The sequence below is a fragment of the Labilibaculum sp. genome (assembly GCF_963664555.1).
Classification (GTDB): Bacteria; Bacteroidota; Bacteroidia; order Bacteroidales; family Marinifilaceae; genus Labilibaculum.
In genome coordinates, this window is sequence record NZ_OY761461.1 from 3,323,077 (window position 1) to 3,337,251 (window position 14,175).

At 34.6% G+C, this 14,175-nt stretch carries 12 protein-coding genes; 4 read left to right on the forward strand and 8 right to left on the reverse strand.

From position 1 onward, the window contains the following. Nucleotides 1–55 precede the first annotated feature (55 nt). Entirely contained in the window at nt 56–916 is an 861-nt protein-coding gene (locus tag ACKU4N_RS13210) for a transglutaminase family protein (protein ID WP_321316944.1), read from the forward strand. 51 nt (nt 917–967) lie between these two features. On the opposite strand, the gene rny is transcribed toward ACKU4N_RS13210, so the two are convergent. From rny to ACKU4N_RS13225, 3 genes are all read right to left on the reverse strand, one after another. Continuing rightward, a complete protein-coding gene (rny, locus tag ACKU4N_RS13215; RefSeq protein WP_101308012.1) occupies nt 968–2,500 on the reverse strand; it encodes a ribonuclease Y in 1,533 nt (510 codons plus the stop codon). A gap of 193 nt (nt 2,501–2,693) precedes the next feature. Next, complete coding sequence (locus ACKU4N_RS13220) at nt 2,694–2,984, reverse strand: cell division protein ZapA (protein ID WP_101308013.1); 291 nt, start codon at nt 2,982–2,984, stop codon at nt 2,694–2,696. A 9-nt stretch (nt 2,985–2,993) separates the two neighbouring features. Then, complete coding sequence (locus ACKU4N_RS13225) at nt 2,994–3,290, reverse strand: coiled-coil domain-containing protein (RefSeq protein ID WP_321316947.1); 297 nt, start codon at nt 3,288–3,290, stop codon at nt 2,994–2,996. Between the two features lie 136 nt (nt 3,291–3,426). Here ACKU4N_RS13225 and ACKU4N_RS13230 point away from each other — a divergent pair, with 136 nt between their 5' ends. The 3 genes from ACKU4N_RS13230 to rplS all read left to right on the forward strand — a co-directional run bounded on the left by ACKU4N_RS13230 (nt 3,427) and on the right by rplS (nt 7,644). After that, nucleotides 3,427–5,157 (forward strand): M23 family metallopeptidase, encoded by a 1,731-nt coding sequence (locus tag ACKU4N_RS13230; protein ID WP_321316948.1) that lies wholly within the window; start codon nt 3,427–3,429, stop codon nt 5,155–5,157. Between the two features lie 167 nt (nt 5,158–5,324). Beyond that, complete coding sequence (locus tag ACKU4N_RS13235; protein WP_321316950.1) at nt 5,325–7,037, forward strand: dipeptidase; 1,713 nt, start codon at nt 5,325–5,327, stop codon at nt 7,035–7,037. Between the two features lie 259 nt (nt 7,038–7,296). Further along, nucleotides 7,297–7,644, forward strand: a complete 348-nt coding sequence (gene rplS, locus ACKU4N_RS13240) for a 50S ribosomal protein L19 (protein WP_289528448.1) — start codon at nt 7,297–7,299, stop codon at nt 7,642–7,644. 101 nt (nt 7,645–7,745) lie between these two features. Here rplS and ACKU4N_RS13245 read toward each other — a convergent pair whose 3' ends face one another. The 5 genes from ACKU4N_RS13245 to ACKU4N_RS13265 form a co-directional block, all read right to left on the reverse strand. Continuing rightward, on the reverse strand, nt 7,746–9,287 hold the full coding sequence (locus ACKU4N_RS13245; RefSeq protein ID WP_321316953.1) for a carboxypeptidase regulatory-like domain-containing protein: 1,542 nt from the start codon (nt 9,285–9,287) through the stop codon (nt 7,746–7,748). A 28-nt stretch (nt 9,288–9,315) separates the two neighbouring features. Then, a complete protein-coding gene (gene csgH / locus ACKU4N_RS13250) occupies nt 9,316–9,696 on the reverse strand; it encodes a curli-like amyloid fiber formation chaperone CsgH (RefSeq protein ID WP_321316955.1) in 381 nt (126 codons plus the stop codon). Nucleotides 9,697–9,873: 177 nt separating this feature from the next. Next, nucleotides 9,874–10,407, reverse strand: coding sequence for a hypothetical protein (locus ACKU4N_RS13255; RefSeq protein ID WP_321316957.1), 534 nt, complete (start codon nt 10,405–10,407; stop codon nt 9,874–9,876). 75 nt (nt 10,408–10,482) lie between these two features. Further along, nucleotides 10,483–12,126 carry a hypothetical protein gene (locus ACKU4N_RS13260; RefSeq protein ID WP_321316960.1) on the reverse strand — a complete coding sequence of 548 codons (1,644 nt, stop codon included), beginning with the start codon at nt 12,124–12,126 and terminating at the stop codon, nt 10,483–10,485. 349 nt (nt 12,127–12,475) lie between these two features. Continuing rightward, nucleotides 12,476–14,107: a hypothetical protein gene (locus ACKU4N_RS13265; protein WP_321316962.1), complete on the reverse strand. Its 1,632-nt coding sequence runs from the start codon at nt 14,105–14,107 to the stop codon at nt 12,476–12,478. Nucleotides 14,108–14,175 lie beyond the last annotated feature (68 nt).

A 14,175-nucleotide genomic window follows, 5' to 3' on the forward strand; every position in this document is an offset into this window, starting at 1 on the left:
AGATTGCTTTTCCTTGCGGGTTTTACTATATTTATTGAGGACTAAAGCTATTATCATGAATAAGAATAAGTTAGAAGCTCTATTATCCTTACTGGATGATCCTGATAAAGAAATTTATAGAAGTGTCGAAAAAGAACTAATAGAGCTAGCGGTTAGTGCAATACCACAACTGGAAGATTTCTGGCTGGAATCAAAGAGTCCCCTCTTTCAGGAAAGACTGGAAATGGTAATCAACAAAATTCAGTTTAAGACCGTTAAGAAAGAGCTTGTCGCGTGGAGTTCCGCTAAAAATCCGAACCTAATAGATGGCGCGATTCTGGTGAATAAAAGTTACAATCCAAATCTGTTGATAGATCCTATCCGAAAAAGCATTCAGAAAATAAAAGATGATGTAAGTTTAGAACTAAACGATAATCTTACCGCATTAGAAAAAATTAAGATTCTAAATCATTTTTTCTACAACATATACAACTATCAAGCTCTCTCGCCCAATCAACCAACAAATTGGGATGGTGACATCAGCACTGTTTTATCGCAAAAACATGGCAATTATATAATAATTGCAATTATTTATGCAGGTATCGCCCAAGAACTAAACATTCCCGTATACGGTATAAATCTTCCTGACAGTGTTATACTTTGTTATAAAGATGAATTAGCTGCCAAATCAAATATGGAAAACACCAAGTCTATTCTTTTTTACATCAATCCTATTGATAAAGGGACAGTATTCGGACAAAAGGATTTACAACAAATCATCAAAGCTAAAAATATCGCAAACAAAGCCCAGTTCTATAAATTAGCATCCAACACAAGTATGATAAAAAGATTGGTTCAACATGAAATTAATGTGTACAAAAAACTGAACCTAAATAGCTTCATACCCAATTTCAAAGAATTGTTTCGCTCCATATAAAAAAAGCCCGTTTCATTAAGAAACGGGCTTTTTACTAATTTATATATTTTATTACTTCGCGTAATTAATCGCTCTTGTTTCTCTAATTACAGTAATCTTAACCTGGCCAGGATAGGTCATTTCGTCCTGAATCTTTTGAGCAATATCTAAGGACAATGTTTCAGCTTCTTTATCAGAAACTTTATCGCTTCCAACAATTACCCTCAATTCTCTACCTGCCTGAATAGCATATGTTTTAAGCACACCAGGATGCGATAATGCCAAATTCTCAAGATCCTTCAATCTCTTGATATATGACTCTACAATTTCTCTTCTTGCTCCAGGACGTGCACCTGAAATAGCATCACAAGCCTGAATAATTGGAGAAATCATCGATGTCATTTCAATTTCGTCATGGTGAGCACCAATAGCATTACAGATATCCGGCTTCTCTTTGTATTTTTCAGCCAATTTCATACCCAAAATTGCATGTGGTAATTCCGGCTCTTCATCCGGCACCTTTCCAATATCATGCAACAGACCAGCACGTTTCGCTCTTTTCGCATTCAATCCAAGCTCAGTTGCCATGATAGCACAAAGATTAGCTGTTTCCCGCGAGTGCTGCAATAAATTTTGTCCGTAAGATGAACGATACTTCATTTTACCAACCAAACGAATCAATTCAGGATGCAATCCATGAACACCCAAGTCAATTGCAGTGCGTTTTCCAGTCTCAATAATTTCTTCTTCGATCTGCTTACGAACCTTATTAACAACTTCTTCAATTCTTGCCGGGTGAATACGCCCATCAGTAACCAATTGATGCAATGCCAATCTGGCAATCTCACGTCTAACAGGATCAAAACCAGAAAGAACAATAGCTTCAGGAGTGTCATCTACTATTATCTCAATACCGGTAGCAGCTTCCAAAGCACGAATGTTGCGACCTTCACGACCAATAATTCTACCTTTTATTTCATCCGATTCAATATGAAAAATCGTAACTGAATTTTCTATCGCTGTTTCAGTAGCTACACGTTGGATCGTTTTCACAACTACTTTTTTAGCTTCCATATTAGCTGTCATCTTGGCCTCTTCCATGATTTCATTCACGTAAGACATGGCCTCGGTTTTCGCTACATCACGCATAGAATCGATCAATTGAGTTTTGGCCTCTTCTCCGGATAAACCGGAAATCTTTTCCAACTGCTCGATTTGCTGCTTTTTTGCCTTCTCCAACTCATCAGATTTTCTTTCCACCAAATCAATTTGAACGGTCAAATTCTCACGAACGATATCAACCTCTTTCTTTTTGCGCTGAAATTCATCTATTCGTTGATTTAAAGCATTTTCCCTTTGTTTGTATTTCGTCTCAGCTGCAAGTAATTTATTATTTCTTGAGTTGATTTGTTTCTCATGCTCTGTTTTCAATTGGAAAAATTTCTCTTTTGCCTGAAGAATCTTATCTTTTTTGATCACTTCCGCTTCCGATTGGGCATCCCTAATTATTGAGCTGCTTCTGGCTTTAAGAGTCTTTTGCAAAACAAAGTAAGAAACAATGCCACCACCAACAAACGCAATGGACCCTATTATTATTTCAATCATATCATAGAATATTAAGTCAGTATTATTATATATATAAAATGCAACCCGTACTATCACTCAGGCTTACAAAAATAACGTTCAATAGACCACTCTTATCGCACCAAAAGATACAAGAAAAATGACTACAAAACATTAAAATTGCGATCAGCTTAAGAAATAATGCGGGTTACAACTTTCCTACTAAGAATGTAAACTACTCTTTATCTAAAAATTCTCTTAACTCCTGCTCCATTGCCTTGACCTCTTCAAGAACCGGGGAAACATCAGTTTTATTTTCAGCTTCAATAACTTTAATTACGTACTGTAACGAAGCCATTGCTAAAAAATCCTGAGTATCTTTATCTTTATATCGTTGTTTGTATTGCAATACTTTTTCATTAATCATTTTTGCAGCTTTCCGGATAACCTCTTCCTGGTTACGATCTATCTTCAAAGGATAAAACCGATCCGCTACATTAACTCTTATTGAAAGTTTTTCGTCCATAAACAAATTCTACCTGTTTAAAAGAGCAATACATTTATCAATCTCCCGCACAATTCGGTTAATTTTAACCTTAGCCTCCTGCGAATCGCCGCTATTCGCAGCAAATGTTTTGGCTAACTTTAATGTATTGTATTGATGGTCGAGTTCTTCCCTTTCCCTTTTCAGAATTTCAAGCTTTTCCATGAGCTCCAATTTCTCATGAATTAAAGATTCTTTCTCCTGTTTAGATTTCCGGTACAACAAAATCAGTTCCGAAATTTGTCCTTTCAAACTATTCAGTACTTCGTTTGGCTCTTGATCCATCATTAAAATTTTTCTTTTACAAAATTAACATTGCTGAGAAGATTATCAAATATATTAGTTTGTATTTTGTAAATCATTTCAGAAAAAATAGGTTTTTTTGTAGTTTTGATAATCCTTTCACAAAACCAGTATTTATAATATGAAGATAACCAGAACATCCACAATTCTCATACTATTGTTATTACTATTTTCATTTTCTAAACAAATATACTCTCAGAGTATAATATTCCCTCAAAATTATTTTCGCTCACCCGTTGATTTTGACATAACATTATCAGGTAACTTTGCAGAACTCCGTAACAATCATTTTCATTCCGGTATCGATATCAGAACATTTACAACAGGTAAAAAAGTATACGCGGTTGCTGATGGTTTCGTAAGCAGAATTAAAATATCCTCAGGAGGTTATGGAAAAGCAATTTATATCGATCATCCAAATGGTTACACCTCTGTTTTTGCTCATCTTGATCATTTCAACAAGGATATTGAGGAATTTGTCAAGTCATATCAATATCAAAACAACAGTTTCGAATTTGATTTAAATATAAACAAGGATGAAATGTTAATTAAAAAAGGCACTGTAATTGCATTTTCAGGAAATACAGGTTCATCTGCTGGTCCGCATTTGCATTTCGAAATAAGAGATACAAAATCGGAACATCCTCTTAATCCATTACTTTTTGGTTTCAAAATAAAAGATACTACCCCACCAAAAATATTCAATTTATATGCCTACCCTCTCGATTCTGCAAGCAATGTAAATGGTTTTAACAGCAGACAAAACTTTCCGGTTACTTTCTATAACAATGCATTTCATTTAAAAGGTGATCCTAAACTGAAATTACTGGGAAATATTGGATTTGCTCTTGAAACAAATGACTATATGGATAATACATGGGGAAAGTGCGGCATTTTTGACATGAAAATGAAAATAAATGACACATTAATCTCAAGTTATTCTTTTGAAGAGTTTTCTTTTGACGAATCGACCTACATCAACAGTCACCTTGATTACGAATTAAATGTATCGCAGAACAAACGTATTCATAAAACTTTTAAAGAGCCAAATAATCAACTTAGTATTTATTCGAAGATGAAAGACAATGGGATCTTTAAGTTTAAAAAGAGCACTGATTACAAAATTGATTTTCTTGTTTCTGATGCAAATCTGAATAAAAGCACTCTTAGAATTTACGCAGCAGGAAACGAAATTGAAAAGATTTTTCCGGAAGGTGATTTTGAAATATTAATGAACTATAAAAAAGAGAACATTTTCAAAAAAGAAAATCTAGAATTAAAATTTCCAAAGAATAGTTTCTATACAAACATTCCGTTTACCTATTCCGCGGAACAAGATTCAAACTATCTTTCGGATATTCACTCCATAAACAGTGAAAAAGTTCCAGTACACAACTATTATACAATCTCAATAAAGCCCAAATCTATACCTAAGGGAAAATCCAATAAGCTCCTTATAGTCCGAATAGATGAAAAAGGAGAACCAACAAACGAAGGGGGAATTTATTTCGATGATTCAGTAAAAACAAAGTCGAGGTATTTTGGAAAATTTGCCGTAAGCATGGATACAATTCCTCCTATGATTCAACCCATTACCAATTTTAACCTTAAATCCCTAAACGGACAGAAATCAATCAGATTCACCATTAAAGATGAACTGTCAGGGATAAAATCATACGAAGGATCAATTGATGGTAAATGGGTGCTATTTGAATATGACGCTAAAAATGATCTTTTATTTTATGTTTTTGACAGCAAAAGATTAGCTCCGAATAAAAATCATCAGTTGCAAGTAAGGGTGACAGATCAAGTTGACAACGAGGAAATATTCACAACTAATTTTATCTGGTAATTCAATATGTCTATACTAAAAACTTCAGATTTCCATAAATCCATTCAAACACTATCTATAGTCTGATAAATCAAGACTTTTATCATTTTTATCTACTGATTTTTTTTTATTTTTGTACCACCGAAAACGGTTTAATTCAGTATTGAATACATTTAAAATAGTTAAACATGAAAAAGATTTTTGTAGTTGCTGCTCTTCTAATGTTGGTGTCTGCTTTTTCAACTCCAAGTGCCAGAGCATGCACGAATTACCTAATAACCCGTGGAGCTTCCACCGATGGTTCTAATATGATTACATATGCAGCAGATTCGCATGTATTATACGGAGAACTATATTTTCGTCCTGCTGCAGATTGGGCAGAAGGAACAATGATTAATGTTTACGAATGGGATACCGGAAAATTACTTGGTGAAATCCCTCAAATTTCTCACACATATTCTGTAGTTGGTAACATGAATGAATTTCAGGTAGCCATTGGAGAAACTACTTATGGAGGCCGCTCAGAATTAGGATCTCAAGAGGGAGCTATAATTGATTACGGAAGTCTTATCTACCTATCTTTACAGAGATCAAAAAACGCACGTGAAGCGATTAAAGTAATGACTGAGCTTGTTGAAACCTATGGCTATTACAGTTCTGGTGAGTCATTCTCAATTTCTGATGCTAATGAAGTTTGGATTTTAGAGATGATTGGTAAAGGAAATGGTGAAAAAGGTGCAGTTTGGGTAGCTCGTATGATTCCCGACGGATATGTTAGCGGTCACGCAAATCAAGCCCGAATCACTACTTTTCCATTAGAAGGTAAAACCTCAATCTCTTCAGATAAAATGGATAAAATATTTAATCCTGAAGTTCAGAATATTTACGCAAAAGATGTTATCTCATTTGCAAAAGAAAAAGGATACTATCCTAAGGACGGAAAAAATAAAGATTTTAGTTTTTCTGACACATATGCTCCAGTTGATTTTGGCGGTGCCAGATTTTGTGAAATTAGAGTATGGTCTTTCTTTAATGATGTAAAAGAAGGAATGGATCAATATTTTGACTATTGCAAGGGAAAGATTGAACACGACGATAAAGGTTATGCTACCAACAGAATGCCTTTGTGGATTAAACCGGACCACAAAATCAATGTCCTTGAAGTAATGGATTTCATGAGAAATCATTTAGAAGGTACAGATTTAGATATGTCAAAAGATATGGGTGCGGGCCCTTACGGAAATCCATACCGATGGAGACCTCTAACCTGGAAGGTAGATGGTGTTGCGTATTGTAATGAACGTGCTACTGCTACTCAACAAACAGGCTTCTCGTTTGTTGCTCAAAGTAGAAACTGGTTGCCTGATGCCGTTGGTGGTATTAACTGGTTTGGTGTTGATGATGCATCTTCATCAGTTTATTTCCCTGTATATTGTGGAATTACCAGAGTTCCAGCAACATTTGCCGTTGGAAATGGAAAAATGATGGATTTCACAAGTAAATCTGCATTTTGGGTATTCAATCAGGTGAGTAATTTTGCCTATACCCGTTATAATGAAATACATCCCGAAATTGCAGCTAAACAAAAGGCTTTAGAGACTAAGTACCTTGCTTTCACCAATATTATTGATCTGGCTGCTGAAGGAATGTTTAAGAAAAACAAAGCCACAGCAATTGAATTCTTAACAGATTTCTCTTGTAACCAAGGAAATAATCTTGTGGCAGAATGGAAAGATTTTTATGGCTACCTTTTTGCAAAATTTATGGATGGAAACATTAAAGAAAAAGATGGCAGCAATCAAAATCCAAAAGTTAAACAACCTGGATATAGCGAAGAATTTTACAAGACAATTGTAAAAACAACAGGAGACAAGCTAAAAGTTGTTGGCAATGCCCATTAACAACTAACAAATACTAAAAAAGGAACCTTTTGAGTTCCTTTTTTTTGTTCCTTATTTATTTAAACCTTTTTATAACTAAGCACATCCATCAGATATCCGATTATTTTTATGAATTAAGAATCATAAAGAAAAAATAACTTCATTAGGATGTATTTATAGATTTTTTTATTAATTTCGCGTCGAATTCGTGCGTAATCTCTGACATGGTAACAGATGAATATGTTTACATTGCGCTCGTGAACTTTAACAAATTAAGACAATGGATTTAATTAAAATTGCAGAAGAAGCTTTCGCTACAGGTGTTCAAAATCCTGAATTCAAAGCTGGGGATACTATTAGTGTTTCTTACAAAATTAAAGAGGGAAACAAAGAAAGAATCCAGATTTTTAGAGGTGTTGTTATTCAGATTAAAGGTACTGGCACAACTAAAACTTTTACAATCAGAAAAATGTCTGGTAACGTAGGTGTTGAAAGAATCATTCCACTTTGTTCTCCATTCATTGATAAAATTGAAGTGAACAAAAGAGGTCGTGTTAGAAGAGCAAGAATTTTCTATCTACGTGCACTTACAGGTAAAAAAGCCAGAATCAAAGAAAGAAGATTCTAATTACCTCTTTCAAAAAAATATAAAAGCTTTCCAAAATTGGAAAGCTTTTTTTATGTTGGTATCTTTTTAAGATTAAAACTATATTCTAAAGTTTTAATACTCTAAGGATTGTACAAATCAGGCATCTCTCCATTAGAGATAATCTTTTCCCGGTTACTTCCATCAGGATCCATGATCCAAATACTCTTCTCTCCTTCATTATCATTGGCTACATTCATAAAAACAATTTTACCACCTGTTTCGGTATATCTAGCCTGAAGATCATTTGTTCCAGCTGGTTTATCATCACCAGATAAATTTACAATATTTGTTCCATCAACATTCACACTATAAATTTTCGCGTTTAGCTGTCTGCCATCATCGTCCTGAAATAAAGAATCCAAAGAAAAAATCACCTTTGTTCCATCAGGTGAAAAGTGCGGGCTGGAAATCGTTCCTTCTAAATTCGCAACCAGTAAAAATAAATTCGCGCCATCAGAATCCATTAAATAAATTTCATTATCATATGGTTTCTCTCCTTGTGTTAGAACAGCAATTTTTTCCTGTGACGAATTATTAAAGTGATCACTCCAGTCACAAGATTTAAACTGACGATTTACAGGAGCATTCGCAATTTTATTTTCTCCGGTTCCATTATAATTTATAGTATAAAGATCGCCATAATGGCCATAAAGAATCTGATCCCCCTCAGGAGACCAAACAAAACCAGTTCCACTATTATTATAACTTACCAAAGGCTTGTCATTTGTTACCTTTACAACATTCTTTCCTTTAGTATCCATCGTATAAATATGATATTCGCCGGACTTATTCGAAGAATATGCAATTAATTCTTCATTTGGCGAAATTCTAGGAGAAACTTCACTGCCTCCATCCTTAGTTAACCGAACCAGATGATTTTCTGCTAAATCCCACGAGTAAATATCCCTACTTCCAAGAGTATCTTTAACAAACAAATACCCATTATTAGGATAATCTTCTATTGTAAATCGCCATTTCTTCCCTTCAACTTCATCCAATTGTTTATTTCTGGCCACAACTTTCCAAAGGTAAGTTGTTTCAAACTTTAAGTTTTTTACCATGTAAGTTGTATCTAAAATATTCGACACAACTTTTGTTCCTTCCGCATCATCTGCACCTTCATATAAAATCACATCAAAACGTAAAGTATCACCCTTTTCCGTTTCCCCATTCCTCCAAACTAGATTTACTTTGTTTGGAAGTTTAGTTTCATCATCCTGTATATCCAATGGTGAAACATATGTTATATCATCAGGAATTTTTGAATCAAGGGGAGCAATTCCCATAACTACCTGCATAACCAATTCTTTTCCTTCCTGAACCTTAACCGGTGTACTTACGGCAGTATAACCTTCTTTTTTAGCATTGACAGTTACATCTCCAACTTTAACTTCTTTCAGATTGAAATACCCATCTGAATTAGTTGTTACAGATGTAGTTCCTGGATTTGTTGTAATACTGACTCCTTCCATTGGCAAACTTCCTGCCTCCTCGGAAGTTTTAACAGTACCACTTATTGAACCGAATAATTCCGGATCAACAGTATTTTCATTACAGGAAAATATAATTGCAGACAGAAATAATAGGCTAAAAGATCTGAAGAGTAGGTAGAATTGTCTCATATATATTGTCAATTTTATTTTTTTTAAATTAATAATTATCTCCGTGGAAAACAACCGAATCTTGAGCAACAATCATGTTATCCTGATAAATTAACAATTTAGCCATTAACTTATCACCTTTTCTAAGATTTATTCTTGATTCAGAAAGTGAAGAAATGTTCTTCTCCAAAACAGTAAAGGTTCCTTTCTGGGTAGTTTTGGAAGTTCCTGCAACCCCATTTTTTGTCACCACAAAAATATATCTTAATGTTAAAGCATTACTTCCAATATTTTTAACATTTGCCTTAAGTAAGTGATTTTGAACCTCACTTTCTATCACAATTGATGCTTCAACCGGCAACTGCCCCATCCCTCCTACGGCATTTAAAGTAAAGCACATAACAACTAAAACAACAAGTTTTGCGTGCATTCCTAACTAACTTTGATATTGCATTTCTAAATTTATTTAATATTTAGAAACGAACCAATATGCAGTTCGTTAAATTACTATAATAACTTCAAAAAAAAGTACCTATTCTCTAAATTATCTTAAAAAAAAAGGGATGCCCGTAAAAGGACATCCCGTCAAATTAAACCTGCTCTGTATTCACAAACCACTTTTTATTATTACATTCATACCAGTTCCAACCTGAGTTACAATCATTCCGTTATTTGCCAATCCAGAATCAATCTCTAATTGGTTGTCATTACCAGCTTGAGTAATTTCAAAGCTCTTATTATTCCCAATAACTTCTTGTTGCAATGAATTGTTATCACCATATTGATGAACGCTAGTGGAAATGTTTTTCCCTTGAAGTAAGGATTCAATAAAGTTTCTATCACCTGATTGTAAAAGTTCCAAGAGATTAGAATCTCCTTTTTGTATTGCCTTAATCAAGTTCTCCATTCCTACTTGCTGAATAATGGCCAACTGTTCCTGACTAAATTGATGAAGTATCAATTCGTTTTCATTTCCTGATTGGATAGCCAAAACTTTTGTTTCAGCATGAATGGCATCAACAGCACCGTAATTTAACTCATTTAGAATCTGATCTTCAACATTATAATTTTGTCCTACTAGATTACCGAAGCCAAATACGAACAGAGCAAACCATAAATATTTTCGAATAATTACTGACATAGAAAGGTTTGTGAAAACTTTTAGAGGAAAAAAATCCCGCCGAAGCGGGAATTTTTTCTTTTAAATATTTTGTAATTATGGAGTTACAAAGATAGTTCCTGCATTTCCTTGCTGAGTTACAGCGAAGTTGTCGTTACCATCCTGAATAACCAAACCGAAATGATCGTTACCAACTTGCTCAAGGAATGAGTAGTTGTCGTCACCAAACTGGTAAGTTAAAGCTGTATTATCATCACCTGTTTGAATAATGAAAGCTTGGTTTCTAGCTCCATCAATTTGACCAATCACAGCAACGTTACCGTCACCATCCTGCAAGATGTCAGCTAAACTTTCTTCTTGATCGAACTGGAATACCCAACCGCGGTTGTTATCACCTCTTTGCTCAACTGCAGCATCAGAATCTGATCCACCAAATTGGCCAACAAATGCGAAGTTATGCTCGCCTTTCTGAAATACATCGGCACTATTCTTCACTCCCCAAATTTGATCAACGATTGCTGTGTTACCATGATCTCTCTGAACAACTTTTGCTTTATTTCTGGTTCCATAAAGTTGTGATACATAAGCTGTTTGGAATGATCCTTTTTGGTTAACTCTTGCTCTATCACCTGTACCAAACTTTTGAGTTACATCCGCAAAGTTTCTATAACCATCCTGCATTACATTTACTTTACCTTTTGACTCACCAATTTGCTCAACAAATGCCCAGTTCCGGGAACCAATTTGAGTTGTTTTAGCATCATTATGATCTCCACCAATCTGAACAGTTCTTGCGCCATTAGCCCAACCGTTTTGATCTATAGAAGCATCATTATCCACTCCACCTCTTTGGAAAGTTGAAGCTCTGTTAAAATAACCATTTTGATGAATAGTTGCACTATTAGAATAACCACCAATTTGTGTAGTTGTGGCTCTATTGAATGCTCTTAACTGAGTGATAGAAGCATTATTAAAACTTCCTCCTAACTGAGTTGTGCTTGCTAAATTACGATATCCCCACTGGTTAATGTATGCATGGTTGTGATGTCCACCTCTTTGCATTGTACTTGCTCTATTTGCTCTACCTACTTGTAGAATTTCTGCAGTTGACATATAAGTGTACATTTGAGAAATAGATGCAGAATTATACATGCCAAATTGACTTACCATAGCGCTACTGTGAGCACCCATTTGATATACATCACTGTTATTAAATGCACCCCACTGAAGCACACTTGCAGTATTTGCATGATTCCCTTGCAAAACAGAAGAATAGTTTGCTAATCCTAATTGAGTTACACCTGCCGAATTTAAAAATCCATACTGCAAAACATTAGACATATTGAAAAGACCATACTGACTTACAGCAACAGAATTAAACATTCCCATCTGCATAATTCCTGACATGTTACCAAGTCCCATTTGATCAACAACAGCAGAATTAAAAAAGCCTACCTGATCAACGTAAGAACCATTAAAAGCACCATCCTGAGTTACATCAGCAGTGTTGCCAACAAGAAATTGATCGATGCTTGAGTAATTAGCAAAACCTGTTTGATCAACAGTTGCACCATTCCACATTCCAAGCTGATCAACATCACTGCTATTAAACCAGCCCACCTGAGTTACACCAGCAGTGTTCAGCCAACCTGTTTGGTTGACATTCGAATTGTTTACCTGTGCAAATGCAGAAGATACTGCAAAAACAACAGCTACAAATAAAAATAAAAATTTTTTCATGGTTGAATTTTTTAAAGGTTTAAAGTGAATTAATTTTAAAAATCAATTTTAAAGGTTTAAGAGCTCTGACTGATCTAATAATGCACTTATAGCATCCTTCGATCTTTTTATCTAAATTAAGCAAAAGCCTTTCCAACCACTCATGTTTTTACACAAACGTCACTGATTCAGTGATTAAACCAAGTCTCTTTTATGCTAATATTTATTCATTCTAAAAAAGAATAAGAAAACTTAAACAAAAGTTTAAGGTGTCTTAAATACAGGAAATTAAAAAACCGTCAAAATCGAATAAAAATCCAAATTTGACGGTCTTAAATATTATAATTCAATCAGATATTCTGATTACTAATTAGAACCCATTGTACTGACTAACAGTGGCTGAATTTCCATTTCCATATTGAGAAACAAACGAAGAGTGACCATAACCATTTTGGTAAACACTTACGAAATTGTTACTTCCTACTTGTTGTGTATAAGATACATTTTCAGCACCAACCTGAGTTGTAAATGCTACATTATTTTCTCCAAACGCCTGAATAGAAACAGCTGCGTTGTCATCACCATATTGCTGAATTAAAGCGAAACTATTATCCACTTCATATTGACCAATTCCTGCTGCATTACCATTACCAACCTGAATGATACCTGCAAAAGTATTACCTGTTGCAAATTGTTCAATATATGCATAGTTTTCGTCGCCTATTTGTGCAACACCTGCATAACTGCCAAAATTTTCTACCTGAAGAATTTCAGCCTCATTAAATTTACCATCTTGTCCAATATATGCATTGTTAAACGCCCCGTCAACCTGAGTTATTTTGGCATCATTTCCTTTGCCATACTGCTCAACATCAGCTGCATTAGACCAACCACGTAATTGGTATACAGAAGCTTCATTCATCTTGCCTCTTTGTGTTACAACAGCGTTATTAAAGATTCCACCATCCTGAAGTATTTCAGCAGTATTTCTTCTTCCTTGTTGAGAAATCAGACTACGATTAAAAGCTCCATCAAGCTGTGCAACAGAAGCTTCATTTCCACGTCCTCTTTGATTAATGGCTGCAAAGTTGGCAAAACCACCATCTTGCTCAGTTACTGCAACATTATTTTTCCCCTTTTGCATAACTGCAGATTTATTAAAAAATCCTCCATTCTGAAAAGCATATGCCTCATTGAATTTGCCTTCCTGATCCACATCAATTTTATTAAAAATACCACCTACTTGTTTTGTCCATACAAGGTTATTTTTACCTTTTTGCATAACAACTGAACTATTCCCTGCTCCAAAAAACTGATCAACAAATGCGTAATTCATAGATCCATTCTGAGAAACTTCAGCATTATTACGACGTCCCATAAATTGATTAACCAGACCATAGTTAGCAAATCCTCGTTGGGATACAAGTGCTGAATTTCTAGTTGTTAGTGTTTGATAAATGTTTGCATTATTTAAAACACCCCATTGACTTATGGTTGCCTCATCATACCGACCACCTGTTTGCATTACATTAGCCGAATTTAAAAATCCAAACTGGAACACATCTGCAGTTTCATGATAACTTAAAAATTGACTGATAACAGACATATTAAGAAATCCAAATTGATCTACGTCTGCCTTATTGTAACTTCCCCAAAATTGAGAAATATAAGATGCATTAAATCCTAACTGATCAACCTCTGCAAGATTATAACTTCCAACTTGTAAAGCTCTTGAAAAATTAGTCACAGACTGAGTTGCATAATACTCATTCCCTACACCATACTGATCTAGAAATGACATGTTTAGAAATCCGTATTGCTTAACGTCAGCGATATTATCGGTCCCATTTTGATAAATGTCATTGATATTCAGAACACCTACTTGTTCTACTGCAGACAAATTGTCATTACCAACTTGGTTAACGCTGGATTGGTTGATTTGGGCAAACGAAACTACCCCAGTACATAGTACTGCTAAAAAGATGAATAAAATCTTTTTCATGGTTTGTAAATTTTTTAAGGTTTAAAGTGAATAGATCAGGTCACCCTGATTTAAAAGTTTTACTAATT

Excerpts from the sequence above, each read along its gene's own strand:
- ACKU4N_RS13210 (WP_321316944.1), top strand. The coding sequence starts at position 56 with ATGAATAAGAATAAGTTAGAAGCTCTATTATCCTTACTGGATGATCCT.
- rny (WP_101308012.1), bottom strand. The coding sequence starts at position 2,500 with ATGATTGAAATAATAATAGGGTCCATTGCGTTTGTTGGTGGTGGCATT.
- ACKU4N_RS13220 (WP_101308013.1), bottom strand. The coding sequence starts at position 2,984 with ATGGACGAAAAACTTTCAATAAGAGTTAATGTAGCGGATCGGTTTTAT.
- ACKU4N_RS13225 (WP_321316947.1), bottom strand. The coding sequence starts at position 3,290 with ATGATGGATCAAGAGCCAAACGAAGTACTGAATAGTTTGAAAGGACAA.
- ACKU4N_RS13230 (WP_321316948.1), top strand. The coding sequence starts at position 3,427 with ATGAAGATAACCAGAACATCCACAATTCTCATACTATTGTTATTACTA.
- ACKU4N_RS13235 (WP_321316950.1), top strand. The coding sequence starts at position 5,325 with ATGAAAAAGATTTTTGTAGTTGCTGCTCTTCTAATGTTGGTGTCTGCT.
- rplS (WP_289528448.1), top strand. The coding sequence starts at position 7,297 with ATGGATTTAATTAAAATTGCAGAAGAAGCTTTCGCTACAGGTGTTCAA.
- ACKU4N_RS13245 (WP_321316953.1), bottom strand. The coding sequence starts at position 9,287 with ATGAGACAATTCTACCTACTCTTCAGATCTTTTAGCCTATTATTTCTG.
- csgH (WP_321316955.1), bottom strand. The coding sequence starts at position 9,696 with ATGCACGCAAAACTTGTTGTTTTAGTTGTTATGTGCTTTACTTTAAAT.
- ACKU4N_RS13255 (WP_321316957.1), bottom strand. The coding sequence starts at position 10,407 with ATGTCAGTAATTATTCGAAAATATTTATGGTTTGCTCTGTTCGTATTT.
- ACKU4N_RS13260 (WP_321316960.1), bottom strand. The coding sequence starts at position 12,126 with ATGAAAAAATTTTTATTTTTATTTGTAGCTGTTGTTTTTGCAGTATCT.
- ACKU4N_RS13265 (WP_321316962.1), bottom strand. The coding sequence starts at position 14,107 with ATGAAAAAGATTTTATTCATCTTTTTAGCAGTACTATGTACTGGGGTA.